Origin of the sequence: Nocardia sp. NPDC005978, from assembly GCF_040614455.1 — a bacterium.
In the GTDB taxonomy this organism is placed as follows: domain Bacteria; phylum Actinomycetota; class Actinomycetes; order Mycobacteriales; family Mycobacteriaceae; genus Nocardia.
In genome coordinates this window covers 1-25,220 of the sequence record NZ_JBEXUS010000116.1, presented here as the reverse complement: position 1 = coordinate 25,220, position 25,220 = coordinate 1, and the positions used below count along the sequence as shown (strand labels likewise).

21 protein-coding genes and 1 other RNA gene are annotated in these 25,220 nt (G+C 69.9%); 10 read left to right on the top strand and 12 right to left on the bottom strand.

Going from position 1 to position 25,220, the window contains the following annotated elements; all coding sequences use genetic code 11:
- Nucleotides 1-243: 243 nt before the first annotated feature.
- The 3 genes from ABZ319_RS33860 to ABZ319_RS33850 all read right to left on the bottom strand — a co-directional run bounded on the left by ABZ319_RS33860 (nucleotide 244) and on the right by ABZ319_RS33850 (nucleotide 6,615).
- Nucleotides 244-3,258 (bottom strand): bifunctional [glutamine synthetase] adenylyltransferase/[glutamine synthetase]-adenylyl-L-tyrosine phosphorylase, encoded by a 3,015-nt coding sequence (locus tag ABZ319_RS33860; RefSeq protein ID WP_354990628.1) that lies wholly within the window; start codon nucleotides 3,256-3,258, stop codon nucleotides 244-246.
- A gap of 332 nt (nucleotides 3,259-3,590) precedes the next feature.
- Nucleotides 3,591-4,931 (bottom strand): type I glutamate--ammonia ligase, encoded by a 1,341-nt coding sequence (gene glnA, locus ABZ319_RS33855; protein WP_354990627.1) that lies wholly within the window; start codon nucleotides 4,929-4,931, stop codon nucleotides 3,591-3,593.
- A gap of 217 nt (nucleotides 4,932-5,148) precedes the next feature.
- Nucleotides 5,149-6,615, bottom strand: a complete 1,467-nt coding sequence (locus ABZ319_RS33850) for an alpha/beta hydrolase (RefSeq protein ID WP_354990630.1) — start codon at nucleotides 6,613-6,615, stop codon at nucleotides 5,149-5,151.
- Nucleotides 6,616-6,903: 288 nt separating this feature from the next.
- Here ABZ319_RS33850 and panB point away from each other — a divergent pair, with 288 nt between their 5' ends.
- The 4 genes from panB to ABZ319_RS33830 all read left to right on the top strand — a co-directional run bounded on the left by panB (nucleotide 6,904) and on the right by ABZ319_RS33830 (nucleotide 11,494).
- Entirely contained in the window at nucleotides 6,904-7,758 is an 855-nt protein-coding gene (panB, locus tag ABZ319_RS33845) for a 3-methyl-2-oxobutanoate hydroxymethyltransferase (protein ID WP_354990626.1), read from the top strand.
- Nucleotides 7,759-7,931: 173 nt separating this feature from the next.
- Nucleotides 7,932-8,444, top strand: a complete 513-nt coding sequence (locus ABZ319_RS33840) for a hypothetical protein (RefSeq protein ID WP_354990625.1) — start codon at nucleotides 7,932-7,934, stop codon at nucleotides 8,442-8,444.
- Complete coding sequence (gene pip, locus ABZ319_RS33835; protein WP_354990624.1) at nucleotides 8,444-9,400, top strand: prolyl aminopeptidase; 957 nt, start codon at nucleotides 8,444-8,446, stop codon at nucleotides 9,398-9,400. Before ABZ319_RS33840 ends, pip begins: the two co-directional genes overlap by 1 nt.
- A gap of 48 nt (nucleotides 9,401-9,448) precedes the next feature.
- Nucleotides 9,449-11,494, top strand: coding sequence for a CHAD domain-containing protein (locus ABZ319_RS33830; protein ID WP_354990623.1), 2,046 nt, complete (start codon nucleotides 9,449-9,451; stop codon nucleotides 11,492-11,494).
- 433 nt (nucleotides 11,495-11,927) lie between these two features.
- Here the strand turns inward: ABZ319_RS33830 and ABZ319_RS33825 are convergent, their stop codons facing one another.
- The 4 genes from ABZ319_RS33825 to rnpB form a co-directional block, all read right to left on the bottom strand.
- Entirely contained in the window at nucleotides 11,928-12,506 is a 579-nt protein-coding gene (locus ABZ319_RS33825) for a Uma2 family endonuclease (protein WP_354990622.1), read from the bottom strand.
- Nucleotides 12,503-13,966, bottom strand: a complete 1,464-nt coding sequence (locus tag ABZ319_RS33820) for an RNB domain-containing ribonuclease (RefSeq protein ID WP_354990621.1) — start codon at nucleotides 13,964-13,966, stop codon at nucleotides 12,503-12,505. The genes ABZ319_RS33825 and ABZ319_RS33820 overlap by 4 nt, the downstream gene beginning before the upstream one ends.
- Before the next feature lie 15 nt (nucleotides 13,967-13,981).
- Nucleotides 13,982-14,191: a hypothetical protein gene (locus tag ABZ319_RS33815; RefSeq protein ID WP_354990620.1), complete on the bottom strand. Its 210-nt coding sequence runs from the start codon at nucleotides 14,189-14,191 to the stop codon at nucleotides 13,982-13,984.
- A gap of 600 nt (nucleotides 14,192-14,791) precedes the next feature.
- Nucleotides 14,792-15,202, bottom strand: an RNA gene (rnpB, locus tag ABZ319_RS33810) — RNase P RNA component class A.
- A gap of 30 nt (nucleotides 15,203-15,232) precedes the next feature.
- Between rnpB and ABZ319_RS33805 the strand changes: the two genes are divergently transcribed.
- The gene (locus ABZ319_RS33805; protein WP_354990619.1) at nucleotides 15,233-16,120 is read left to right on the top strand and encodes an alpha/beta fold hydrolase; all 888 of its coding nucleotides are present in this window, start codon (nucleotides 15,233-15,235) and stop codon (nucleotides 16,118-16,120) included.
- A gap of 85 nt (nucleotides 16,121-16,205) precedes the next feature.
- Here the strand turns inward: ABZ319_RS33805 and ABZ319_RS33800 are convergent, their stop codons facing one another.
- Together ABZ319_RS33800 and ABZ319_RS33795 are read right to left on the bottom strand one after the other, a co-directional pair.
- Complete coding sequence (locus ABZ319_RS33800) at nucleotides 16,206-17,471, bottom strand: bifunctional RNase H/acid phosphatase (protein WP_354990618.1); 1,266 nt, start codon at nucleotides 17,469-17,471, stop codon at nucleotides 16,206-16,208.
- Nucleotides 17,429-18,166, bottom strand: coding sequence for a C4-type zinc ribbon domain-containing protein (locus ABZ319_RS33795; protein WP_354990617.1), 738 nt, complete (start codon nucleotides 18,164-18,166; stop codon nucleotides 17,429-17,431). The genes ABZ319_RS33800 and ABZ319_RS33795 overlap by 43 nt, the downstream gene beginning before the upstream one ends.
- A gap of 168 nt (nucleotides 18,167-18,334) precedes the next feature.
- Here ABZ319_RS33795 and ABZ319_RS33790 point away from each other — a divergent pair, with 168 nt between their 5' ends.
- Entirely contained in the window at nucleotides 18,335-18,778 is a 444-nt protein-coding gene (locus ABZ319_RS33790; RefSeq protein ID WP_354990616.1) for an OsmC family protein, read from the top strand.
- A gap of 20 nt (nucleotides 18,779-18,798) precedes the next feature.
- On the opposite strand, the gene ABZ319_RS33785 is transcribed toward ABZ319_RS33790, so the two are convergent.
- Together ABZ319_RS33785 and cobC are read right to left on the bottom strand one after the other, a co-directional pair.
- A complete protein-coding gene (locus tag ABZ319_RS33785; protein ID WP_354990615.1) occupies nucleotides 18,799-19,929 on the bottom strand; it encodes a Nif3-like dinuclear metal center hexameric protein in 1,131 nt (376 codons plus the stop codon).
- 28 nt (nucleotides 19,930-19,957) lie between these two features.
- Nucleotides 19,958-20,998 (bottom strand): Rv2231c family pyridoxal phosphate-dependent protein CobC, encoded by a 1,041-nt coding sequence (cobC, locus tag ABZ319_RS33780; RefSeq protein ID WP_354990614.1) that lies wholly within the window; start codon nucleotides 20,996-20,998, stop codon nucleotides 19,958-19,960.
- Between the two features lie 43 nt (nucleotides 20,999-21,041).
- Here cobC and ABZ319_RS33775 point away from each other — a divergent pair, with 43 nt between their 5' ends.
- Nucleotides 21,042-21,527, top strand: coding sequence for a low molecular weight protein-tyrosine-phosphatase (locus ABZ319_RS33775; RefSeq protein WP_354990613.1), 486 nt, complete (start codon nucleotides 21,042-21,044; stop codon nucleotides 21,525-21,527).
- Nucleotides 21,524-22,432 (top strand): SURF1 family cytochrome oxidase biogenesis protein, encoded by a 909-nt coding sequence (locus ABZ319_RS33770; protein WP_354990612.1) that lies wholly within the window; start codon nucleotides 21,524-21,526, stop codon nucleotides 22,430-22,432. Before ABZ319_RS33775 ends, ABZ319_RS33770 begins: the two co-directional genes overlap by 4 nt.
- Before the next feature lie 114 nt (nucleotides 22,433-22,546).
- Here ABZ319_RS33770 and ABZ319_RS33765 read toward each other — a convergent pair whose 3' ends face one another.
- On the bottom strand, nucleotides 22,547-22,876 hold the full coding sequence (locus tag ABZ319_RS33765) for a hypothetical protein (protein ID WP_354990611.1): 330 nt from the start codon (nucleotides 22,874-22,876) through the stop codon (nucleotides 22,547-22,549).
- 106 nt (nucleotides 22,877-22,982) lie between these two features.
- Between ABZ319_RS33765 and ABZ319_RS33760 the strand changes: the two genes are divergently transcribed.
- A complete protein-coding gene (locus ABZ319_RS33760; RefSeq protein ID WP_354990629.1) occupies nucleotides 22,983-23,948 on the top strand; it encodes a cobalamin biosynthesis protein in 966 nt (321 codons plus the stop codon).
- 214 nt (nucleotides 23,949-24,162) lie between these two features.
- Nucleotides 24,163-25,119 carry an RNA polymerase sigma factor SigJ gene (sigJ, locus tag ABZ319_RS33755; protein WP_354990610.1) on the top strand — a complete coding sequence of 319 codons (957 nt, stop codon included), beginning with the start codon at nucleotides 24,163-24,165 and terminating at the stop codon, nucleotides 25,117-25,119.
- The last annotated feature ends 101 nt before the right edge of the window (nucleotides 25,120-25,220 follow it).

Here is a 25,220-nt window from a genome sequence, read left to right as displayed (position 1 = left end):
GAGGGTGGCCTCCAGCACCGCGGCCGCACCCCGGTCCGGGATCTTCGCCAGCAGCTGCCCGCGCGGCGCGGGCACGTGCGCGGCCCGGGGCCGCACATCGTCCAGCGCCTCCCGCGCATCCGGTGCGCGACTGACCCCGGGTGCAGGGCGAAGTCAGTCGGCGCGTGCTGCCACCACGGCCATTCGACGCCGACGACCCTCCGCACCAAGGCCATTCGCCGCCGAAGACCCTCTCCACCACGGCTACTCGCCGCCGAAGACCCTCTCCACCACGGTTTTCGCGCGACGGGTCACGCGCATGTAGTTGTCGAGGAACTCGCTGCCGTCGTCGTTGGGCCAGCCCGCCACCCGGGCCACGGCGGACAGCAGGTTGCCGGGGCCGGGCAGCTGGTCGGCGGGTTTGCCGCGCACCAGGACCAGGGCGTTGCGCGCCTTGGTCGCGGTGATCCAGGCGTCGCGCAGGAGCTCGACGTCCTCGGCGCCGACCAGGCCCGCGGCTTCGATGGCGTCCAGGGACTGCAGGGTCGAGGTGTTGTGCAGGGCCGGGACCCGGTGGGCGTACTGGAGCTGGAGCAGCTGCACGGTCCATTCGATGTCGGCCAGGCCGCCGCGCCCCAGTTTGGTGTGGGTGGCGGGGTTCGCTCCGCGCGGCAGGCGCTCGGAGTCGACGCGGGCCTTGATGCGTCGAATCTCGCGCACCCCCTCGGGGGACATGCCGCCGTTCGGGTAGCGGACCGGGTCGACGGTGTGCAGGAAGCGCACCCCCAGCTCCGGATCACCGGCCACCTGGCGGGCGCGCAACAGCGCCTGCACCTCCCAGGACTGCGCCCACTGCGAGTAGTACGCGGAGTACGCGGCCAGCGTGCGAACCAGCGCGCCGTTGCGGCCCTCGGGCCGCAGCCCGGCGTCGACCTGCAGCGGCGGATCGGTGCTCGGCGCGCCCAGCAGCTTCTGCACCTGCTCGGCGACCCCGATGGCCCATTTCACCGCCACGGTCTCGTCCGCACCGGGCCGGGGATCGCAGACGAACAGCACGTCGGCGTCCGAGCCGTAGCCCAGTTCCATGCCGCCCAGCCTGCCCATGCCGATGACGGCGAAATCCGCGGGCGCGGGTCCGCCCAGTTCGACCTCACTGCGCCGGATCACCGCCTGCAACGCGGCCTCGAGGGTCGCGATCCACACCGAGGACAGCGCCTTGCACACCCGTGGCACATCCAGCATGCCCAGCACATCGGCCGAGGCGACCCGCGCCAGCTCGTGCCTGCGCAGTGACCGCGCGGTGGCGACCGCCCGCCGGGGATCGTCGTAACGCTTTGCCCCGGAGAGGATTCCGCGCGAAACATCGGCGGTGTCCGGCGCCAGCAGCAGCGGCCCGTTCGGCCCGTCCGCGAACATGCGGATGGTCTCGGGCGCGTTGATCAGCAGATCCGGCAGGTACGCCGAGGAGCCCAGCACGATCATCAGCCGCTGTGCGACCGCCCCCTCGTCGCGCAGTTCGCGCAGGAACCAGATCTCGTTGTCCAGCCCCTCGGACACCCGCCGGTAGGCGAGCAGCCCGGCGTCGGGATTCGGTGTCTCCCCGAGCCATTCGAGCAGCGTCGGCAACAGCAGCGCCTGAATGCGGCCCTTGCGCCCCACCTCGTTGGTGAGCGCCTTGAGATGCCCGAGCGCGTTCTCCGGGGCCGCGTAACCCAGCGCCGCGAGCTGGCGCACCGCCGCCGCCGGACTCAGCCGCAGCGAGTCCGCGTCCAGGCGCGCAACCGATTCCAGCAACGGCCGGTAGAAGAGCTTGGCGTGCAGTCGACGCACCCGCACCGCGTTGCGCCGAATCTCGCTGGTGAGCACGCCCACCGCGTCCTGCCTGCCGTCGGGCCGGATATGGGCGGCGCGGGCGAGCCAGCGCATGCCCTCCTCGTCGTCGGGCGCGGGCAGGGTGTGCGTGCGCTTGAGCTTCTGCAACTGCAGGCGATGCTCGAGCAGGCGCAGGAATTCGTAGGAGGCGGTGAGGTTGGCGGCGTCGTCACGGCCCACGTAACCGCGCGCGGCCAGGGCCGTCAACGACTCCACCGTGCCCTGGGTGTGCAGGGTCTCGTCGGCCTTGCCGTGCACCAATTGCAGCAGCTGCACCGCGAATTCGACGTCGCGCAGACTGCCGTGCCCGAGCTTGAGTTCGCGCTCGCGCAGATCCGCGGGCACCAGATCCTCCACTCGCCGCCGCATGGCCTGCACGTCGGCGACGAAGTCGGGGCGTTCGGAGGCCGCCCACACCATCGGCATGAGCGCGTCGCGGTACTGCCCGCCGAGTTCCAGATCGCCGGTGGCGGGCCGCATCTTGAGCAGCGCCTGGAACTCCCAGGTGCGTGCCCAGCGCTTGTAGTAGGCCACGTGCGATTCCAGCGTGCGCACCAGCGCGCCCGCCTTGCCCTCGGGCCGCAGCGCCGCGTCCACCTCGAAGAAGGCGGACCCACCCACGGTCATGGTCTCCGCGGCGAGGCGGGTGGCCGTGGTGTCGGCCGGTTCGGCGACGAAGATGACGTCCACGTCCGAGACGTAGTTCAGTTCCCGCGCACCGCATTTGCCCATGGCGATGACGGCCAGCCGGCCCGGCACCGGCCGATCCGGGCAGACCCTGGCCACGGCCACCGACAGCGCGGCGGTCAGCGCGGCGTCGGCCAGATCGGTGAGATGCCTGCCCACCTGCTGGTAGGGCAGCACCGGTTCGTTCTCGACGGTGGCGGCCAGGTCGATGGCGGCCAGCAGCATGAGCTGATCGCGATACCGCTTGCGCAGCAGGGCGATCGCTTCGGGACCCGCGATGCCCGCGCGGAACAGCCTGGGGCCGGCGAATTCACCCTCCTCCGGCTGCGCCTGCACGACCTCGAGGATCTCGGTCAGCACCTCGTCGGCGGTCGGCAGTTCCTTGCGCAGCAGTAGTCGCCACGCCTGCGGATCGGCCACCAGGTGATCGGCGAAGGCGCTGGAGGAGCCGACCAGCGCGAACAGCCGCCCGCGCAGCGAGGTGTCCGCGCGCAGGGTCGAATCCAGCGCGGCCCAATCACTTCCGAGCTGCTCGCGCAGCCGCATCAGCGTGGTGAGCGCCAGATCGGCGTCGGGTGAGCGCGAGAGCGCCCACAGCAGCGGGACGCTCTCGACGTTGTCCCACGCCAATTCTCGCAGCGAATCGGCGGCCGACGGCTCGAGTAAACCGAGTCGTCCCACACCGGGAACAGCCGAACGGACAGTCGGGGGCCGGACCATGCCATCAAATTACATGTCACATCCCGGACGGTCCCCGGCGGAACCCTCCGATATCGGACAACGACGGCGATTCGCCCGCGTGTCTCGCACCGGGGGTAGCCGAACGATGCCCCGCGACGCGGAACACAACCGCATCGGACCCGCGTCCGGCGGGCGCGACACCGCTCATCCGCCCGGCGCGCAGGACCGAGATCGGGCTGTCGCACGGTCGCTCACCGCGCTGTGCAGACCCCGACCCGGGCGAGCCACCCGCAGCGCCGGGCCGTCGCCGCATGCTAATACGAATTCGGCCCGTGCCGGAAAGCACGGGCCGAGAAGGGTTCACCGAACCTTTACAGGCCGAGGTATTCCTTCAGCTCGTAAGGCGTCACCTGGTTGCGGTAGCCCGCCCATTCGCGGCGCTTGTTGCGCAGGAAGAAATCGAACACGTGCTCGCCCAGGGTCTCGGCGACCAGTTCGGACTTCTCCATGTTCTTGAGCGCCTCGTCCAGGCTCGCGGGCAGTTCGCGGAAGCCCATCGCGCGCCGCTCGGCGGAGGTCAGCGACCACACGTCGTCCTCGGCCTCGGGCGGCAGCGTGTAGCCCTTCTCGATACCGCGCAGACCGGCCGCGAGGATCACCGCGAAGGCCAGGTACGGGTTGCAGGCCGAATCGGGGCTGCGCACCTCGACGCGCCGCGAGGACGACTTGTTCGGGGTGTACATGGGCACCCGCACCAGCGCGGAACGGTTCGACCGGCCCCAGGAGGCGGCCGTCGGGGCCTCGCCGCCGTGGATCAGGCGCTTGTAGGAGTTCACCCACTGGTTGGTGACCGCGCTGATCTCGTGGGCGTGCTCGAGGATGCCCGCGATGAACGCGCGCGCGGTGCCCGAGAGGTTGTTCGGGTCGTCCGGATCGCTGAAGGCGTTCTGCTCACCCTCGAACAGGCTCATGTGCGTGTGCATGGCCGAACCCGGATGCTCGGCGAAGGGCTTGGGCATGAAGGTGGCTCGCACGCCCTCGTCGATGGCCACTTCCTTGATCAGGTAGCGGAAGGTCATGACGTTGTCGGCCATGGACAGCGCGTCCGCGTAGCGCAGGTCGATCTCCTGCTGCCCGGGAGCGCCCTCGTGGTGGCTGAACTCGACCGAGATGCCCATCGACTCCAGCGCGTCGATGGCGTGCCGGCGGAAGTTCGGCGCCTCGTCGTGCACGGCCTGGTCGAAGAACCCGCCCTGGTCGACCGGGATCGGGACCGAACCGTCGTGCGGGCCGGGCTTGAGCAGGAAGAACTCGATCTCGGGGTGCACGTAGCAGCTGAAGCCCAGATCGGCGGCCTTGTTGAGCTGGCGGCGCAGCACGTGCCGGGGATCGGCCCAGGACGGCGAACCGTCGGGCATGGCGATGTCGCAGAACATGCGCGCCGAGTGCTGATGCCCCTTGGAGGTGGACCACGGCAGGATCTGGAAGGTCGACGGGTCGGGCCGGGCGACCATGTCCGCCTCGGAAACCCGGGCGAAGCCGTTGATGGCCGAACCGTCGAAACCGATGCCCTCCTCGAAAGCTCCCTCGAGCTCGGCGGGTGCGATCGCCACCGACTTGAGATAGCCCAGTACATCGGTGAACCAGAGGCGCACGAAGCGGATATCCCGTTCTTCGAGCGTGCGGAGGACGAATTCCTTCTGACGGTCCATGCCCGCGAGCGTAAGCACCCGGCGTTAAATCCATGTTACGTGCGGGGCTCGAACTTCAGGAGACCGCGGAGAGATCCGCGGAAAGGGTGTTTCGACCCGGGCAAATCGCCCCTGAGCACGTGAAAACAGCCGCGGGGACCCGGCCCGGGCGCGCACTCGCCCGGGCCGGGAATCGGATTCACGCCGAGCCGAACCCCCGCGCGGCGGCCGCGGGGTCTCAGCAGGTGAGCGGCTGGGCCGGTTCCTTCAGATCGACCAGGTACGCGATCACCGGGTCGTCCACGCACTCGACCCCCGACAGCGACACCGTGTGCCGGGTGCCCTCGAAGGTGATCAGGGCCGCGTTCAGCTGTTCGGCCAGATCCACCCCGGCCTGGTACGGGGTGGCCGGATCCTCGGTGGTGGAGATCACCACGGTCTTGGGCAGGCCGGGGATCGAGATGCGGTGCGGTGTGCTGGTATTGGGCACCGGCCAGCTCGCGCACAGTTCGAGCGGGGCCGCCGCGCCGCCGTGGCCGTCGTCCAGGAAGGGCGCGACCCGGCGGTATTCCGAATCCTGCTTGGCCGCGATCGAGCGATCGGTGATGGCCGGATCATCGACGCAGCGAATCGAATTGAAGGCGTCGGCGCTGTTGTCGTAGGTGCCGTCGTCGCGGCGGCCGTCGTACATGTCGGCCAGCGCCAGCAGCGTGTCGCCGCGACCCTGGGCCAGTTCGCGCAGGCCCTTGGTGAGCGCGGGCCAGAAGCGGTTGGAGTACAGGGTCTGCTGGACACCGGTGATGGCGTCGCCGTAGTGCAGTCCGCGCGGGTCATCGGTGGGCACGGACTTGGTCCACAGCGGATCCACCAGCGCCCGGAACCGCGCCGTGGCCTGCGCGGGCTCCTGGCCCAGCGGGCAATCGGCCTTGCTCGCGCAATCGGCGGCGTAGGCGTCGAACGCCTTCTGGAAGCTGGCCGCCTGCAGCACCGATTCCTTGACCGGGTCCTGCTGCGGGTCCAGCGCGCCGTCCAGGACGAGCGCGCGCACCTTGTCCGGGAACTTCTCGGCGTAGGTGTAGCCCAGGCGGGTGCCGTAGGAGTAGCCGACGTAGCTGAGCTTCGCGTCGCCCAGCGCCGCGCGGATGATGTCCATGTCCTGCACCACTTCCCGGGTGCCGACGTGGGCCAGGAAGTCCTTGCCGGTGCGTTCGACGCACTTGGCGGCGTAGTCCTTGTTCTCGGTCTCGGCGGCGGTGATGCCCGCGGGCGAGTTGTCCAGCGGGGGTTCGGCGCGCTCGGCGTCGTTCTCGGCCGCGGACAGGCAGGCGATGGCGGGCAGCGACGCGCCGATGCCGCGCGGGTCGAAGCCGACGCGGTCGAAGCGCTCGGCGAGCTGGGTGCGGTCGGCGATGCTCACCATCGACAACCCGGGCACGCCCGGACCGCCCGGATTGAACAGCAGCGAGCCGATCTTGTCGCCCGTCGCCCTGATGCGCGAGAGCGCGACCTCGGCGGTGTCGCCGTCCGGGTTCTCGTAGTCGACGGGCACCCGGACCCGCGTGCACTCCGCCCCCGACGGCATCTCCTCGCCGAACTTCGCGCAGCTCGTCCACTCCAGGCTCTGGCTGTAGAACTTCCCCAACCCGGCCGGCGCCTCGGGCACCGGGTTCCCGTCCACCACCGACCCGCACCCGGCCACGGTCATCACCAACGCCGCCGTCACCAGCACAACGCGGCCGCTTCGCATCAACGCCATAGAGCGATCGTGCCCTATCCGCCGTTCCCGCCCGGCTCCGGCGGGGTTCGCGCCCTTGTGTTCTCGTACGGCGCGGGGGTGCTGTGGAGTCATGGTGGAGATTCGTGAGCCTCCTCGTCCCAGCTTGGTGTGAGGAATTGCATTGCGGCCGCGATCAGCCGGAATGGCAGACTGAGGGGCGTCAGCTAAACCCGGGGACCCCGTGTGGGCCTCGAGGACACGACGAAAGGGACGATGATGTCCGTATCTGATGCGGAAACCCCTGCTTACGGTGCCGCACCTGCCGCAAAGCCCGCCAAGCGCAAGACGCGCGTGCAGCATTTGCAGCAGATGAAGGCCGAGGGTGAGCGCTGGTCCATGCTCACCGCCTACGACTACTCCTCGGCTCGACTGTTCGAAGAGGCCGGTATTCCGGTCCTGCTGGTCGGCGATTCGGCCGCCAACGTGGTGTACGGCTACGACACCACCGTCTCCATCTCCGCCGACGAGCTCATCCCGCTGGTGCGCGGCGTGGTGCGCGGCGCGCCGAACGCCCTGGTGGTCGCGGACCTGCCGTTCGGCAGCTACGAGTCCTCGCCCGAGCAGGCGCTGGCCACCGCGGTGCGCTTCATGAAGGAGGGCGGCGCGCAGGCGGTGAAGCTCGAGGGCGGCGAGCGCATGGCCGCGAGCATCGCCAAGATCACCGCGGCCGGGATCCCGGTCATGGCGCACATCGGCTTCACGCCGCAGAGCGTCAACACCCTGGGCGGGTTCCGGGTGCAGGGTCGCGGCGACGGGGCCGAGCAGCTCATCGCGGACGCCATCGCGGTGCAGGAGGCGGGCGCGTTCTCCGTCGTCATGGAGATGGTGCCGGCCGAGATCGCCGGGCAGGTCACCCGCAAGCTCACCATTCCCACCGTCGGCATCGGCGCGGGCGTGGATTGCGACGCCCAGGTGCTGGTGTGGCAGGACATGGCCGGGTACACCAGCGGCAAGACCGCCAAGTTCGTGAAGCGTTTCGCCGATATCGGTGACGAATTGCGCGGCGCGGCAGCGGCTTACGCGGATGAGGTGCGGCGCGGGGTGTTCCCCGGCCCGGAGCACAGCTTCTAGGGAGGAGAACACCCGGCGCCGCGGCGGATCGGGTTCTCCGGCATTTCGACATCGGGTGTCCCCGTCGGTTGGCGGGGACACCCGATCGCCATTCATAGCTTGCCGCTATCACGCGGCTATACCCTGTGGTCTTCATAGTCTTTCGCCAGATTTTGGTGGCAGAGTGGGGGGCGATGAGCTGGAACGACCAAAGGGAATTCATGTCGCATCGCCGTTGGATCAGCACCCGCCGGGTTCGGCGGGCGTCGTTGTTCGCCGGGCTGGGCGCGGTCATCGCCGTGACCGCAGCCTGCGGTGGCGGCACCACGCCCACCGGATCCTCGTCGCCGCAGGGCAGCACGACCGTGCCGTCGAGCACCTCGGCCGGGCCCAAGACCTCGACCGGCAGCGGTAGCGGGCAGGGCACCGGGCAGCAGGTCACCGTGTCCGACGAGGCCGCCAAGCAGCTGTGCGATCTGCTGCGGCCGCAGCTGTCGGACTGGCGGGTGCAGGGGCCGACGCTGGGCGGCATCGCCTACAACGCGACCGTGCACGATTGGGCGCTGCGCAACGGCGGGATCAACGTGCAGGTGCTCGGGGACAAGGATGTGGTCGACCGCATCACCAAGGCGAACTGCTCCGATGTCCGCGATCAGGCGATACAGGCGCTGGAGATCCCGAATCTGGCCACCGGGCTGGCCTTCTGATGCGCACCCTCTACCCGCCGGTCGAACCGTACGAGCAGGGCATGCTCGAGGTCGGGGACGGGCAGCGGCTGTACTGGGAGTGCAGCGGGAACCCGGACGGCAAACCGGTGGTGTTCCTGCACGGCGGGCCGGGCGGCGGGACCGCGCCGTTCCATCGGCAGTTCTTCGATCCGGCGGCCTACCGCATCGTGCTGTTCGATCAGCGCGGGTGCGGGCGGTCCGAGCCGCACATCGCGGACGGGGCGAGCCTGGAGACCAACACCACCTGGCATCTGGTGCGCGACATCGAGGCGCTGCGAACGCATCTGGGGGTCGAGCGGTGGCAGGTGTTCGGCGGGTCGTGGGGGTCGACGCTGGCGCTGGCGTACGCGCAGGCGCACACGGAGCGGGTCACCGAACTGGTGTTACGCGGAATTTTCCTGTTGCGCCGCAAGGAAATCGATTGGTACTACAATGGCGCTGCGGGGTACGTGTACCCCGATGAATGGGAGAAGTTCCTGGCGCCGGTGCCCGCCGCCGAGCGCGACGGTGATCTGGTGCAGGTTTACCACCGCCTGTTGAACTCCCCCGACAAGCAGCTCGCCACCGACGCGGCCGTCGCGTGGTCCACCTGGGAGGGTGCCACGAGTTCCCTACTGCCCCAACCGGATCGGGTGTCCGAGACCGCCGATCCGCGTTTCGCGCTGGCCTTCGCCGGCATCGAGAACCACTATTTCGTCAACGGTGGATTTCTCGAGGAGGGGCAGCTGTTGCGCGATATCGACCGCATCGCGCACATTCCCGGGGTTATCGTGCAGGGCCGCCACGACATCGTGTGCCCGGCGGTGAGCGCCTGGGATCTGCATCGCGCCTGGCCGAGTTCGGAACTGCACCTGGTGGCCGACGCCGGTCATGCCGCCGCCGAACCGGGCATCACCCATCACCTCGTAGAAGCAACGGACAAGTACAGGAACTAGATGAGCACCTCAGCCGGTCCCGCCCTGATCGACGCTTTCACCGCCGATGTGGACCGGCTGCGGTCCGCCGAACCCGATGTCCGCCGGGACATTCCCGATTCGGTCCACCAGATGCGGGTGGCTACCCGCCGACTGCGCAGCCTCCTGAAGTCCTACCGCCGCGCCCTGCGCCGCAAACACGTGGACGAGGTCGCCGACGAATTACGCTGGCTGGCCGGGTTACTCGGCGTCGCGCGCGACGCGGAGGTGCGGGCCGATCGGTTCGAGGAGCTGCTGGGCGAGCGCGGGGGCTCGCCCGTCTCCGAGCCTGCCGAGGAGGCCGCGCCGAAATCCGGCGGCAAGAAAACCTCCGCGAAGAAGGCGGCCGATGGCGAGGCGGCCGACGCGAAGACCCCAGGCAAGGCCGCGGTCGCGAAGTCGAAAGACGCAGCGTTTTCCAGGAAGGCCGATAGCACCGTGGCTGCCGTGAAGCCCAAGGGGCAGGACGCCACGGGGAAACCGAATCGCAAGGCCGCCGGTGCGAAGCCAGCCGCCGATAAGCCGGTTGACCCGAAGGCGACGACGACCCCGAAGCCGGTCGGTGAAGTGGCTGCCGAGAAGCCCGCCGCCGCGCCCGCTCCGTTGCGGGCGGTGGTGACCGAGCCCGCCGACGAGCCGGATGAGAAGGCCGGCGTTGCGAAGCGCTCGGCGCTGACGATCGTTGCCGACGCGCCGGAGGCTGCCACTCCCCCGCTCGAAGCTGTTGCGGAGAAGGCCGTTTCGAAGAGGACGGCGGCCAGGAAGGCCACCGTCCTGCACGCGGTCGCCGACGGTCCGGCCGCCGAGAAGACTACGGCGAAGAAGACCGCGCCCCGAAAGTCCACCACCGCCAAGGCGACCGCCGCCAAGGTGACCGCGAAGAAGGCCGGGTCGGCGGCGGGCACCGAACAGCCTCCGGTTTCGCCGGATGCGAGTGCGACGGCGAAGCGCACGACGGCCCGGAAGGCCCGCGCACCGAAGCCGCCGACCGAGGCGGCCCCCGCGAAAAAGGCCGTGGCCGAGAAGGCTTCTCCGCTCAAAGCCGTTGCCGATCAGCCCGCGAAGAAGGCGGCCAGGAAGGTCGCGGCCGAGAAGCCGGCCCCGGACTCGGCAACCGAGTCCCCCGCCCCGAAGAAGACACCGGCCAAGCGCCCCACCATCCTCCGGGCCGTCGCCGACGATCCCGCCACCGGCCTGGTCGGCCACGCCCCGGCGAAGAAGACCGCGCCCCGAAAGTCCACCGCCGCCAAAGCGACCACCGCCAAGGCGACCGCCGCGAAGGTAACCGCGAAGCGCGCGAAGCCCGCACGGTCCGCCACCGACAAGGCCGCGGCTGTCACCGCGGCGACTGCGACGAAGGCGGCAGCCGAATCGACCGCCGAGCCGATCCCCGCCGAGGTCACCGCAACCCCTGCAACCACGCAAGCCGCGGCGCCGGCGAAACCCGAAGCGCAAGAGAAGTCTTCGGGGGACGAGAAAGGCCGGTCGGGGAAGAAGGACGCCGCGCGGGAAGAGTTCGGGAAGCGGCTCGTGGCCGAGGAGCGGGCGCGGTACTCGGCGGCGTTGCAGGAGGCCATCGCGGCGTTCGACGGGCGGCGGTATCGGCGGCTGATCGAGCACCTGGGCGTGCTGACGAGCAAGAAGGCGTTGCGGCGCAAGCAGGCTCGGAAGAAGGCGAAGAAGGTGTTCGGGGAGGTGTTGCGGCGGGACTTCCAGCGGTTGCGGCGGCTGGTCCGGACCGAGGCCAAGACCGGCGCGAAGCTGCCCGAAGCCGAGCGGATCGAGCTGCTGCACGATATCCGCAAGTCCGCCAAGCGGTTGCGCTATTCGGCCGATGCCGCCACCGCCGTCCTGGGCGCTCCCGCCGCCGACCTCGCGAAGCACGCGAAGCAGCTGCAGACCGTCCTCGGCGACCACCGCGACGCGATCGAGGCCCTGCAAACCCTGCGCACCCACGCCGAGGCCACCGGCGAACCCACCTACCAGCACCTCACCGCCGCGGAACAATCGGCGGCCGCCGAGGCCCTGAAGAACTACCCCGCCACCACCAAGTTCCTCCGCCACAAACCCCTGTAGCCCCACCGACGGTCAGGGTCGGCCCGAAGCAGCACGCAACGGGCCGACCCACAACGGATCCGGTTCGGCAGATCGCCGAGAGTGCCGGCTAGCTTCGGCGTCTGTCACTTGCCCTCCGAAAGTCCAGCCGTTCACCGGTCGGGGCAGGCCCGAAGCCGACGGGCCGCTCGTTCGCCGTCGGCAAGCCGCCCCGTACATCCTTCACTGCCCACAAGCCGGTCACCCACGTTCGAGGTCAGGTTTACCAACCCGCCCTGCGCTCAGAGCGAGTCGATCTCCGTGGGGTCGATGTCCATCGGGAACGGAACGCTCAGCGTCAACCGCTCTCGGTGGATCTCGTTGAGCGCGTGGCAATTCGTCGCGGGAGCGAACTCGGAGACGCCACAACCACAGAACCGTCCAAGCCTGCTGAGCCGCTACCGTGCTACGAACCTCAGAGCGAATCGATGTCCGAGAGATCTATGTCCAACTCGAAGGGCACGCTCAACGTCAGCCGTTCACGGTGAATCCCGGTGAGCACATAACGATTCGTTGCGAAATCGAGCTCGTAAACGTAGACGACCACACGACTATCGACGCTCTCCACACGCCAGAAGTGCCGAATTCCTGCCGTGGCATAGAGCTGGGGCTTGCGCTCGCGATCACGGGTGCACGACGCGCGGCAAACGACCTCAACCACCAGCACGACCTCGTCCGGCCGATACGTCGTCAGGTCGAGACCACCATCGCGATCGGCATGCACCGCAATGACGTCTGGTTCGGGACGCTGAACTTGCCCCAGCGTCACCGTCATCTGACGACGAATGCGCAACGTGGGCGGAGCAGCCTGCCGTAGCGCGGATTCCAGCAGTGTGATCGCCAGACTGTGGAACTGCGTCTGCGGGCTCGCGAACACCAGGCTTCCGTCGATCAGCTCGGTATGCGGTGGCAGTCCGGGAAGGCGGTCGAGATCACTCGCCGCAAAGCCCTCTGGCGGTGGACGCAGCCACTCGGGGAACTTGTCTCTGGTCACGGCGTCGGGGGCACGGCAGGGTAGGCGAAGGTGACCGTGCGGGTTTGGGGGTCGGACTCCAGGAGGTGGACCGTTACCGTCGTGCCTTCGGGCGGGGAGCCCAGGCAGGTCGCCAGGATCGGCGGAGTGGGGATGAAGATCTCGGCGGGGCGGGTCCGGGTCGACTCGCGCAGGACTATCGCCTCGAAGGCCGAGCCGACGCGTTCGGACAGCAGGGTGGACTCGGTCAGATCCACGCAGGCCCGTTCGAGTTTGTTCGCTATCGCGTCGGTGCGGCGCATCGACTCGGCGGCGGCGGTCAGGCCGTCGCGGACCCATTGCGGGACGGGGGTTCCGGCGCAGCGGGCCAGGCAGATCTCGGTGGAGTAGCGGTCGGAGAGGCGGCGCAGGGGGGCCGTGACGTGGGCGTAGGGGGCGCCTATCGCGCTGTGCTGCACCGACTCCGGGGTCTGTCCGTTCAGGACCGTGTAGGACGCGCCGCGCAGCAGCGTGGTGGCCTCGGACATCAGAACCAGGGCCGCGGGGGTGTTGGGATCCAGGCGGGCGAGCATGCGGCCCACCGACTCGTCCGCGGGCCAGTCCACCCCGACGGCGACGGCGGTGCGGCGCATGGATTCCACGGTCGCCGCGGCGGGCGGGGGCATGGTGCGCAGCAGACCCAGATGGTCGGAATCCTTCGCATCCAGCATGATCCGCGCGGCGGAGATACCGGTCAGCAGGGAGACCTGCTCGTTCCAGTCGTCGGCGTCGGTGCGCGGTTCGAGCACGAGCTGCCAATGGTCGAGGCCCGCCGCGCCGGCCCCGGCCGGATCGGCGCGCACGATCCCCTGCGACGGCAGCCGCAGCGAGATCGCCCCGCGCGCCAGGCCGGACTCGATGCGCAGCCGCCCGAACTCGGGCAGCGCGGCGATCGAGGGGTGCAGGCGCCCGGCGTCGGCATCGGCCTGCACGCCCGCGTAGTCCAGGCGGGCGCGCGAGCGCACCAGCGCGCGAACGACCGTGGCGCGCAGCGGTTCGGCCCGTTCGTCGAGTTCGATGGTCCACAGCGCGGCGGCCCGATCCTGGTCGGGCAGCAGGCTCGCGCCGCCCTCGGACAGCACGTGCGGGTGCAGCGGCACCGTGCCGTCGGGAAGATAGAAAGTCTGTCCTCGCGCGAGAGACTCGAGCGCGAGCGGCCCGCCGGGCGCGATGAACGCGGCCACATCGGCGATGGCGTAGTGGAGCAGGAATCCCGTCGCCGTCCGTTCCAGGCACAGGGCCTGATCCAGATCCATGGCGCCGGGGGGATCGATGGTGACGAGGGGGATGTCGGTGCGGTCGAGGCGCTCGCTCGCGAACGCGTCCACCGCGCCGCGCGCCTCCGAAACAGCCTCGGACGGATAGTCCGAGGCCAGTCCGAATTCGGTTCGGACGGCGCCGAAGTCAATCGGCGCCGACACGATCCTTTGATGCAGTTCCACCGGGGAGCGCGGACCCTACTGCAGGGCCAGCATGGTGCCGTTCAGCTGATCGAACGGCCCGTAGACGGTGAAGACGACCCGGCCGCCGGGGTACGTCGAGGACAGAGCCGCCGCCGAATCCAGCGACTGGCCGAAGGAGGCGGCCGAGGGGTGCGGCAGCCCCGCGATGGCCTGCCCGATGTGGGAGTTCGCGACCCACGCGGTATCCGCCGGAGTGAGATCCACCTGCACCCCACCCGGGAGCGGCGTTATCGCCAGCGCCGAGGCAGAACCGGCACCGAGCACAACCGAGACGGAAGCGGCAGCGGCGAGGAGCGCACCAGCTGCCAGTTTGCGAGCAATTCGCATATAGACGAGACCTGCTTTCCGGCGTTCGTTGTTGTCAGGAGTCTGGGGAACCGTCACACCACCGCGACGGAACTTTCCAACGCGCAACACTTTATGACGTCGATCACGTTCAATGCTAGTTCGGCGGCGATCATCTCTACGACACGCCGAGCCGCGCCGACGCATGCCATGTCATGCGTGGCCATTCTTACCGAACACGGCGGATTGTGCACGGAACGGCGCGAGCGGTGTAGCTCACGCCGCCCGGGTCCGGGTGCGCCCGAAATTCTTTCGGCGCCCGGATGGGGCGTGGATTCGCGCGCGCAATTCCCGCGGGCGCGCGCGAGGTCAGAGCAATCGGGTATCAATCGACGGCGTGTGCGAGTGCGCGGCGTTCCCGAACGCGACGCGACCGCACGACCTGGAAAGGGCCGGAGAAACCCGAGGAAAAGCGGCGGCGAAAAATAGCCCGCGCCCCGGAAATGAGCTTCCGGGGCGCGGACGAGCCGGTCTGTAAGCCGGATCCTGTACCCGATTCGCATCGGGTGGCGACCATCCATCTGGACACACCGTTGCCGGGTGCCTCGAGCAGTCAACCCGCAAGCTCGGGCGAGCAGCCCTCGAACACCTGCGCAGCCGCACTCTCGCGAGTGCGGCCTTCGACCTTGCTCCGGGCGGGGTTTACCTAGCCGCACCGGTCACCCGGCGCGCTGGTGCGCTCTTACCGCACCGTTTCACCCTTACCGGCGACTTGCGCCGCCGGCGGTTTGTTTTCTGTGGCACTGTCCCGCGGGTCACCCCGGGTTGCCGTTAACAACCGCCCTGCTCTGTGGAGTCCGGACTTTCCTCGACGACGGGCGGCGGCACTCGCGTACCCGTTCCCATCGCCGCGGCCGCCCAACCGACTCGTCCGCGGGCACCAAGGTACCGTAGACCGCCATGGAGCGTGTCGAGGTGGGGTTCCCTTCTGGTGGTGAGCAGTGTGCGGGATGGCTGTATCTGCCGGATGGACCGCCGCGGCCGCGTGCACTCGTGGTGATGGGGCACGGGCTGGGGGCGGACCGGGAAATGGGATTGGATAGGTATGCGCGACGTTTCGCGGCGGCGGGAATGGCGGTGCTGGCGTTCGATTACCGGCATTTCGGCGCCAGCGGCGGGGAACCGCGCCAGCTGATTCATATCGGACGACAGCGCGAGGACTGGCACGCCGCAATTGCGTACGCACGCACGCTGCGAGGTATCGATGCCACCCGGATCGCGCTGTGGGGCAGTTCCTTCGGCGGCGGGCACGCATTGTCGGTGGCGCCGGACGACCATTACATCGCGGCGGTGGTCGCGCAGTGCCCGTTCACCAGCGGGTGGTCCTCGGCGATGGCGAAGGGACCGATCAGTCTCACGCGCACCGGCACTTTGGCGCTGACCGATTTGCTGATCGGCCCGATCATTCGCCGGCCGATCACCGCGCGACTGGCGGGAAAGAAGCATTCGGCGGCGCTGATGAGCGCGGCCGACGTACCCGAGGGATTCGGCAGACTGGCCGAGGAAAGCACGCAGTACAGACCGAAAGTTCCCGCGCGAGTGGGACTGTCGACCCTGTTCGACGCACCGGCGCGGCGCACCAAGGACATCAAGGCACCCGTTTTCTACGCCATCTGCGACAACGACAGCGTCGCACCGGCCGGGCCGACCCGCAAAGCCGCCGAGCGCACCAAACACGCTGTGGTCAAGCAGTATCCGATCGGCCATTTCGAAATCTACTTCGATGAATGGTTCGAGAAGGCCGTGCACGATCAGATCGAGTTTCTGACGGCCGTCCTGCGACCGTAGTCCACGTTCGGCGGAACCGGCCGCGGGAGCGCGAGAAACGCGTCGCGGCCGGTTTCACTGCCGAGCCCGATCGAACGCCCGGCCGCTACAGGTACGACGTGTCGTTGACCAGCCGCACCGAAGCGCCGCCGTCGGGGTAGAACTCGGCGATCGACAGCGAGGCCAGGTCCAGGTGCAGCCGGTACAGCAGCGACGGGCCGACGCCCAGCGCCAGTTGCAGCAGCGTCTTGATCGGCGTGACATGGCTGACCACAAGCACATTCGCGCCCGGGTACAGCGCGACCAGGTCGCGGCGCACCCCTTCCACGCGCTCGCGGACCACGTCGAAACTCTCACCGCCGGGCGGGGGCACCGACGGGTCGCCCAGCCAGCGGGCGTGCAGCTCGGGATCGTGATCCCGGGCCTCGAGGAAGGTGAGTCCTTCCCACGCACCGAAATCCGTTTCGATGAGGCCGTCCAGGACGCGCACGGGCAGGCCGAGCGCCTTGCCCGCGGCCTCGGCCGTCTCGCGGGCGCGGCCCAGCGGCGAGCAGACGATGGCGGCGATGTCGCCCTTGCCCCCCAGCATTTTCGCGGCGTTGGCGGCTTGCTCGCGGCCCAGGGCGGTCAGCGGCGGATTGCCGCGCCCGGAGTAGCGGCGGGCCACCGACAGTTCGGTCTGGCCGTGGCGCAGCAACAGCAGGCGGGTGGGGCGTCCCACCGCGCCGGTCCAGCCCGGTGCCGAATCCTTCGCGGCGCGCGGGGTTTCCGTCACCGCGGCGGCCGGCGCCGGATTCGAGAGGGCGTCATCGGCGGCCGAAACCGCGTCCACACCGGCCGATTCGACAGCGGACGCCGATCGGATCGCGGCACCGCCGGCCGCAACCGCATTGTCGGCCAGGGCGTCCCGGACCTCTCCCACGAGGTGCGCGTCGTCCATGGCGTCGTTGGCCAGCCGATCGGCGTGCGAGTTCTCCTTGCGCGGAATCCAGGTGAAGCTCACCCGGTCGAATCCGGCGACCAGGCGCCGGGCGCGGTCCGCGAGCGGAATCATGGCCGCGTGCTTGACCTGCCAGCGCCCGGACATCTGCTCGACCACCAGTTTGGAGTCCATGCGCACGGACACCTCGCGCGCGCCCAGCTCGGCGGCGGCTTCCAAACCCGCTATGAGACCGCGGTATTCGGCCACATTGTTGGTGGCGACCCCGAGGTATTCCTTGCGCTCGGCGAGGACGCCGCGATGCGAGTCGAACACCACCGCGCCGTACCCGGCCGGCCCGGGGTTGCCCCGCGAACCGCCGTCGGCCTCGACGATCACCTTGTCCACGGTCAGAGTCCGGAGTGCTTGGTGCGCACCATGATCGCGCTGCATTCGGGGCAGCGCACGACCACGTTCGGGGCGGTCTGGCCGATGCGGGAGATCTCGCCGCGGTCGAGTTCGATGCGGCACGCGCCGCAGCGACGGGCCTGCAGCAGGGCCGCGCCGACGCCGTTGGCCAGGCGCTGCTTGTCGTAGACGGCGAGCAGTTCGGCGGGGAACAGACCGGTGAGGGCGGCGCGATCGGATTCGCAGCGCTGCTGGGCCACATCCAGATCGGCGACCGCGTCATCGCGGCGGCGTTCGGCGTCGACCAGATCGTCCTGCGCCTTGTCCAGGTTCGCGCCCGCGTGATCGTGTGCGGCGGAGGCGGCCTCGCGCTGTTCCATCACATCGATCAGTTCGTCCTCGAGGACCTTGCGACGGCGTTCGAGGCTGGTGAGCTCGTGCTGCAGTTCCGAGAGCTGCTTGGCGCCGACCGAACCGCCGGTCAGCAGGCCGCGATCGCGGTCCTCGCGCTTGCGGACGGCGTCGATCTCGCCTTCCAGCTTGCGGGTGTCGCGGTCCAGATCGTCGATGCTGATCTCGACCTTGACCGCCTCGTCCTTGCGCGCGGTGCGCTCGGCCTCGAGCCCGCGCACCTCCTGCTCCTCGGGCAGCACCTTGCGGCGATGCTCGATCCGGGTCAGTTCGGCGTCGACGGCGGCGAGGTCGAGCAGCTTGGACTGGATCGAAGGTTCGGCATTCAACGCGGAAGGTCTCCTGGACGCTATGGACGGATCAAGACGCCAAGCTTAGCCGCCATCGGCGCACCCGCCGCCCAACCCCACGGCAACCTGGGCATTCGCCCGCCGATAGCGGGTGACCGGGCGAAAATTGCCGGTTGGATCCCGCCGGAATGTGACTAGGGTCGGGATATGGGTCACGTTTACGAGATCGAGGTGACATGGTCCGGGGAAACCACGGGTTACCGGTCGTACTCGCGCAATCACGAGCTGCTGACGGCCGGGCGGCCGCCGATTCTGGCCACCTCGGATCCCAAGTTCCGCGGTGACACCGACCGGTGGAATCCGGAGCAGCTGCTGGTCGCGTCGCTGTCGGACTGTCACATGCTCTGGTTCCTGCACCTGTGCGCGGAGGCGGGGGTGGTGGTGACGGGGTATCACGACACGGCCGTCGGGGTGATGGATGACGTGCGATTCCAGCACGTCACGCTGCGGCCGAAGGTCACCGTCCGGGACGCGAGCATGGTGGACAAGGCCGTTGCCCTGCATGCGGTCGCCCACGAGAAGTGCTTCATCGCCAACTCGGTGAACTTCCCCGTCACCCACGAGCCGACGATCGAAGTCGCCGGGGCGTAAGGAATTCGGGACGGGCGCGCTCAGCAGTCGGCCGCGCCCAAACTCCATGGGTCCGTGCGGATGTCGGACACCTTGGTCTCCACGCTCGGCAGCGCCGCGCGCACGACGCCTGCCGCCTGTGCGCACCAGGGGAATTCGGTGGCCCAGTGGGCGGCGTCGATCAGGGCGGGGCCGCCCGCGCGCAGGTGTTCGTCGGCGGGGTGGTGGCGCAGGTCCGAGGTGACGTAGGCGTCGACGCCCAGTTTCGCGACGGTGTTCAGGAACGAGTCGCCCGCGCCGCCGCAGACGGCGACCGTGCGGATCAGGCGGTCCGGGTCGCCGGCCGCGCGCACGCCCCAGGTGGTGGCGGGCAGTCCGGCGCGCACGCGAGCGGTGAACTCGCGCAGGGTTTCCGGGGCCTCGAGCTCACCGACGCGGCCGATGCCCAGCGTGGAGGGCAACGTCGCGCGTTCGGTGACGTGATACGCGGGTTCCTCGTACGGGTGCGCCGCGAGCAGCGCGGCCAGGACCGCGGCCCGCTTGGCCGGCGGGGCAACGACGTCGATGCGATCCTCGTCCACGGTCTCGAGTTCGCCGATGGATCCGAGCGCGGGATTCGCGCCGTCCAAGGGGCGGAACTGGCCGACGCCCGGGGCCAGCCACGCGCTGTCACCGTAGTTGCCGGTGGCGCCGGCGCCCGCGGCGAACAGCGCGGCGAGGACGGCCTCGGTGTGCGTGCGCGGGACGGATACCGACCACTTGTCCAGGGCGGCAACCGGTTTCGGCTCCAGCGGGCCGGTCACCGTGATCCCGACGGCCGCGGCCAGAGCATCGGAGACGCCCGGATCGGCGGAATCGGCGTTGGTGTGCGCGGTGAACAGCGCGCAGCCCGCGCGAATCAACCGGTGCACCAGCGCGCCCTTGGGGGTGCTGGCCGCGACCGTGTCGACCCCGCGCAGCAGCAGCGGGTGATGCACGACCAATGCCTGTGCGCCCCAGGCGATGGCCTGATCCACCACCGCGGCGGTGGCGTCGACGGCGAACAGCACCCGGCCCACTTCGTCCGCCGGATCCCCGCTGACCAGGCCGACCGAATCCCAGGACTCGGCCAGGCGCGGCGGGTACGCCGCGTCCAGCGCCGCCACGACATCGGCCAATCGCACAGTCACCACAACCGAACCTCCTCCGCCACAGGCACCGTCACAATCCCAGTTCTTCCACGGCCGCGATCAGCAGATCGACCTCCGCTGCGGGGCGCACGGCCAGCCGCAGGAATCCCGATTCCAATCCAGGGAAGGTATCACCGCGCCGGACCGCGATTCCCTTGTCGGCGAGCTGTTTTCGTAAGAGTTCGGCGTCGGGGACGCGGATCAGCAGGAATGGGCCCGCGGCGGGCTCGTGCACCTCGACGCCGAGTGCGCGCAGGCGCGGGATCATGGCGGCGCGGTCGGCGGCGATGTCGTGCGCCTTACGCTGGGATTCGGCGACCGCGGCCACGCCGCTGGTGGCGATGATGGCTTCCAGTTGCAGGGTGCCCAGCGGCCAGTGCGGGCGACCGTGATTCAGGCGGGCGAGCAGTTCCGGATCGCCGAGCAGGTAGCCGCAGCGCAGGCCGGCCAGCGCCCAGGTCTTGGTGAGGCTGCGCAGCACCAGTACGTCGGGGGCGTCCAGCGCGGCGAGCGATTCCGGTTCACCGGGGATCGCGTCGGCGAACGCCTCGTCGACGACCACGATGCGACCGGGACGCCGCAGCGCCAGCAGTGTCCCGGCCGGGTGCAGCACCGAGGTGGGGTTGGTGGGGTTGCCGACCACGACCAGGTCCGCGGACTCCGGCACCAGCGCGGGATCCAGGACGTAGGGCGGTTCGAGCACGACCCGTTCGACGGGAACCCCGGCTTCGCGCAGCGCGAGCTCCGGTTCGGTGAAGGACGGGTGGATCACCGCGGCCTGCCGCGCGCCCAGCCGCGGCAGCAGCGCGAAGCCCTCGGCCGCCCCCGCGAGCAACAGCACGTCCTCGGGCCGGCGGCCGTGCCGGACCGCGACCGCGTGCCGTGCGGCGAGCTCCTCCCCCGCGTCCGGATACTTCCCGAGCTCGCTCAGCCGCGCCGCCAGCCGCGCCCGCAACCACTCCGGCGGCCCGCTGCCCTGCACGTTGACCGCGAAGTCCACCATGCCCGCGTGTACCTCGGCATCGCCGTGATGCCGCAATTTCGTATGGTCCACACCGCTGGTCTCCGGCACAGCGAACACCCTACGTGGCCGGGCTCGAGGGCTACCGGACACAATGGCTGTCGTGGGCGAGCTGCATGTGTCGATGATCTGCACGGGCAATATCTGCCGGTCGCCGATGGCCGAGAAGATCTTCGCCGCGCACCTCGAGCGCGCGGGGCTCGGCGATCGGGTCCGGGTCAGCAGTGCCGGGACCGGGAGCTGGCACGTCGGGGACGACGCCGACTACCGGACCACGGACGAGCTGCGGGCGCACGGTTATCCGATCGGGCACGTGGCCGCGGTGATCGGGGACGACCACCTGGACGCGGATCTGCTCATCGCGCTGGACACCGGGCACGAGCGGGCGCTGGCGCGTCTCGGGGTGCCCGCCGAGCGGCGGCGGCTGCTGCGGAGTTTCGACCCGGACGCGGACGGGCCCGACGTCCCGGATCCGTACTACGGCGACCGATCCGATTTCGAGCTCGTTCGCGAGCAGATCGAGGCGGCGGTGCCCGGCCTGCTGGACTGGGTGCGCGCGCAGCTGGGTGCGGACGTATGAGCTCCTCGAAGTCCGCGGCCCTACGCCGGCTGACCTTCCTGCTCCGGCCCAGCTGGCTGATTCTGGCGGTGGTCGTGGCGGGGTTCGCCTACCTGTGTTTCACCGTGCTCGCGCCCTGGCAGCTGGGCAAGAACACCTCGACCGCCGAACGCAATCAGCGCATCGAGGATTCGGTCGATGCCGCGCCGGTCGACGTGCGCGGCATGCTCGATGGCTCCGGGTCCGAGACCGAGTGGCGCCGGGTCACCGCGACCGGAACCTACGTGCCCGAGTCCACGGTGCTGGTCCGCCTGCGCCACCTGTCCTCGGCGCCGGCGTTCGCGGTGCTGACGCCGTTCCGTCTCGACGACGGCCGCACCCTGCTGATCGATCGCGGCCTGATCGCGGCCGTCGACGGCACGCGCGCGCCCCGCGTTCCCGAGCCCCCCGCCGGTGAGCAGACCCTCGAAGCCCGCGTCCGCGCCTCCGAAGGGGTCCCCGCAGACAAGCCGCCCATGACCGAAGACGGCTACCGCCAGGTTTATTCGATCGACACCACCCAGCTCTCGACGTTCCTGAACCTGCCCCTGACCACGGTCCCCACCACCGGCCGCCCCGGCTACCTCCAGCTCGACGAGAACCAGCCCGGCGTCTTCACCCCCGTGGCCCTGCCCCAGCTCGAGGACGGCCCCTACCTCTCCTACGGCCTGCAATGGCTGGCCTTCGGCGTGATGGCCCCCCTCGGCCTCGGCTATTTCGTCTACGCCGAGATGCGCGCCCGCCGCCGTGAACGCGGCGAATCCGCCCCGGCGGCAACGACACCCACCTCCACCCCGGCCACCGAGCCCGCCGCACCGGCCGCTTCGCCCAAACCTCAAACGAACGAGGCCCGCCTCGCCGACCGCTACGGCGGCACCCGCAACTGACATCCGGCGGTCTCGCCCGAGACCACACGCGTGGCCCGACCGCAGGCTCACCAGTCCGAACACTCCGTCCCGGCCCACCCACTCACCGCGAAGGTTCAGCGGACGACGTGCGCCTCAGCGGTAGATGTCGTAGTTGGCCCGGATCTTTCGCAGCAGGTCGTCGAGCTCCGCGGGGAACGTGCAGTCGTTGATGGGGCTGCCCATGCCGCCGCCGAACGGGTTCCGGATTCTGGCGAGAACGACTGACCGCTCGTCGATGGGGCGGTCCCGCTCGAGCACCTCTTCGAGTGCGGACAGGGCGGGTTCGAAGTAGCGCAGCAATCCGTCCTCGCAGTAGCTTCCGCTGCGTGCGCGCAACGCCGCGACGGTTGCGGTCAGGTCGGCGAGCAGTTGACGTTCGCGCGCACGATCTTCCGGGCCGGGCGAAGAAATGTCGTCGGTCACGAAGCCACCATGCCACGGCGGGATGGGGAGGACGGGTGGGGCGAAGTCCGCTCGGAGCCTTGCGCGGGAGTGGTTCGGAGCAGTGGATTAGCCTCGGCGGGTGCGTATGGGGTCTGCCGTTGCGGCTGGGATGGTGCTCGGGTTCGCGGTCGATCGTGCGTTGGGAGATCCGCGGCGAGGGCATCCGGTGGCGGGATTCGGGAACGTCGCGAGCCGGTTGGAGCGGGTGACCTACCGCGACGGGCGGTGGGCGGGCGTGGTGCACGAACTGGTGTTGGTGGGCGGGGCGGCCGGGATCGGTGCGGGCGCTCGGCGGGTGGCCGGCGGGGGACGACGCGGGCGCGGCGAGGTCGCCGGGGCGCGGGCTTTCGGGCAGGTGCTGGTGACCGCGGCCGCCACCTGGACCGTGCTGGGCGGGACGACCTTGGCGAAGACCGGGCGGGAGATGGCGGACCTGCTCGAGGGCGGGGACATCGAGGGCGCGCGAGCGCTGCTGCCGTCGTTGTGCGGGCGCGATCCGGAGCTGCTGGACGCCGACGGGCTGGCGCGGGCAGCGCTCGAATCCATCGCGGAGAACACCTCCGATGCGACCGTCGCGCCCCTGTTCTGGGGTGCGGTCGCGGGGGCTCCTGGGCTGTTCGCGTACCGGGCGATCAACACGCTCGACGCGATGGTGGGCTACCGCAACGAGCGGTACTCGCGATTCGGGTGGGCGGCCGCGCGCACCGACGACGTGGCCAACCTCGGGGCGGCTCGGGTGGCAGGACTGCTGACCGTGGCGCTCGCGCCGGTGATCGGCGGGCGGCCGCGCGACGCGTGGCGAGCCTGGCGGCGGGACGCGGGCAAGCATCCGAGCCCCAATGCCGGTGTCGCCGAGGCGAGTATGGCCGGGGCGCTGGGGGTTCGGCTCGGCGGGTGCACCGAATACCGGCACGGGATCGAGATGCGGCCGACCCTCGGGGACGGGCCCGCGCCGCGCGTGCCCGACCTGCGCCGGGCCGTCCGTCTGTCCGAGGCGGTCCAGGTCGCCGCCGTCGCGGTGGCGGCCGCTGTCGCCCTCGCACGCCACTGACCCGAATCGGCGCGCCCGGTCGCGGATCAGCGACGTCGAGACGGTCGCCCGACGCCTGGCCGTACGTGACGCCCTCGGAATCGCGGCCGGTGCGATACCGGAGCACATGCCCCTACCCGGACATCTCGCACGGAATGTCACAGTGGTCCGAGCTGTTTCGTCGATTCGGTAGAGGCTCGCCGGGGCGGCGGGTGAGAGCGAAGGGTGAGCGGTGATGAGTGGCGACGAACGACGGGGTGCGCCGGACGCGGGCGAGCTGGCCAGGCAGTTCGAGGAGCATCGGGCATATCTGCGGCGCGTCGCGTACAGCACGCTGGGCAGCCTGAGCGACGCCGACGACGTCGTCCAGGACGCGTGGCTGCGCCTGCAGCGGTACTACGAGACCAGCCCGGAGGGCGCGGAGATCGAGAACCTGCGCGCCTGGCTGACCACCGTCACCGGGCGACTCGCCCTCGATCATCTGGGGTCCGCGCGCGCCCGGCGCGAACAGTACGTCGGGGAATGGCTGCCCGAACCCGAAGTCACCAGCTGGGACGATCCGGCCGACCGCATCTCGCAGGACGAGCGGGTCACCACCGCGCTGCTGGTGGTCCTCGAGTCGCTGTCGCCGGCCGAGCGCACCGCGTTCGTGCTCCAGGACGTGTTCGGCATGACCGGCCCGGAGGTGGCCGAGGTGGTGGGCCGCACCCCGGCGGCGGTGCGGCAGTTGGCTTCTCGCGCCCGTAAGCACGTCGAGTCCGGCACGCCGCGGTTCCCGGCCAGCCCGGAGGAGCAGGAGAAGGTGGTGTCCGCCTTCGCGGTGGCCTGGCGCTCCGGCGATCTCAGCGCCCTGCTGGGCGTGCTGGATTCCAATGTCACCTTCACCGCCGACGGCGGCGGCAAGGTGCTGGCCTTCCTCGATCCGATGCACGGCGCGGACCGCGTGGCGGAAACCTTCCTGTCCTTCCTGCGGAGCGCGACGGAAGTCGGCGGGGCGTGGGGCCGTTCGGTTCTGGTCAACGGCCGTCCCGGACTGGTCATCTTCGACGGCAAGAACACCGGCGTGTTCGCCTTCACCATCGACAACGGCCGCATCACCAATATCGACGTGGTCCGCAACCCCGACAAGCTGCACAACCTGCCGCTCGACGGCGAACCCGATTGGCCCCTGGGCGAATCCGCGGCGGAGTGAGGTCGGGCGTGGACGACGCGGTGCGCGGGCGGTACCGCGCGGCAATCGGCCGCGCCGACCGGCGTCGCTGACAGGGAGCGGTCGTGGGCGATGCATCGCCC

What these genes read in the sequence shown, in the direction of transcription:
- sigJ (WP_354990610.1), top strand. Translation starts at nt 24,163, where the DNA reads ATGAGTGGCGACGAACGACGGGGTGCGCCGGACGCGGGCGAGCTGGCC.
- ABZ319_RS33800 (WP_354990618.1), bottom strand. Translation starts at nt 17,471, where the DNA reads ATGCAGCGCGATCATGGTGCGCACCAAGCACTCCGGACTCTGACCGTG.
- ABZ319_RS33840 (WP_354990625.1), top strand. Translation starts at nt 7,932, where the DNA reads ATGAGCTGGAACGACCAAAGGGAATTCATGTCGCATCGCCGTTGGATC.
- ABZ319_RS33770 (WP_354990612.1), top strand. Translation starts at nt 21,524, where the DNA reads ATGAGCTCCTCGAAGTCCGCGGCCCTACGCCGGCTGACCTTCCTGCTC.
- panB (WP_354990626.1), top strand. Translation starts at nt 6,904, where the DNA reads ATGTCCGTATCTGATGCGGAAACCCCTGCTTACGGTGCCGCACCTGCC.
- ABZ319_RS33760 (WP_354990629.1), top strand. Translation starts at nt 22,983, where the DNA reads ATGGGGTCTGCCGTTGCGGCTGGGATGGTGCTCGGGTTCGCGGTCGAT.
- ABZ319_RS33805 (WP_354990619.1), top strand. Translation starts at nt 15,233, where the DNA reads ATGGAGCGTGTCGAGGTGGGGTTCCCTTCTGGTGGTGAGCAGTGTGCG.
- pip (WP_354990624.1), top strand. Translation starts at nt 8,444, where the DNA reads ATGCGCACCCTCTACCCGCCGGTCGAACCGTACGAGCAGGGCATGCTC.
- ABZ319_RS33775 (WP_354990613.1), top strand. Translation starts at nt 21,042, where the DNA reads ATGGCTGTCGTGGGCGAGCTGCATGTGTCGATGATCTGCACGGGCAAT.
- ABZ319_RS33790 (WP_354990616.1), top strand. Translation starts at nt 18,335, where the DNA reads ATGGGTCACGTTTACGAGATCGAGGTGACATGGTCCGGGGAAACCACG.
- ABZ319_RS33850 (WP_354990630.1), bottom strand. Translation starts at nt 6,615, where the DNA reads ATGACCGTGGCCGGGTGCGGGTCGGTGGTGGACGGGAACCCGGTGCCC.
- glnA (WP_354990627.1), bottom strand. Translation starts at nt 4,931, where the DNA reads ATGGACCGTCAGAAGGAATTCGTCCTCCGCACGCTCGAAGAACGGGAT.
- ABZ319_RS33860 (WP_354990628.1), bottom strand. Translation starts at nt 3,258, where the DNA reads ATGGTCCGGCCCCCGACTGTCCGTTCGGCTGTTCCCGGTGTGGGACGA.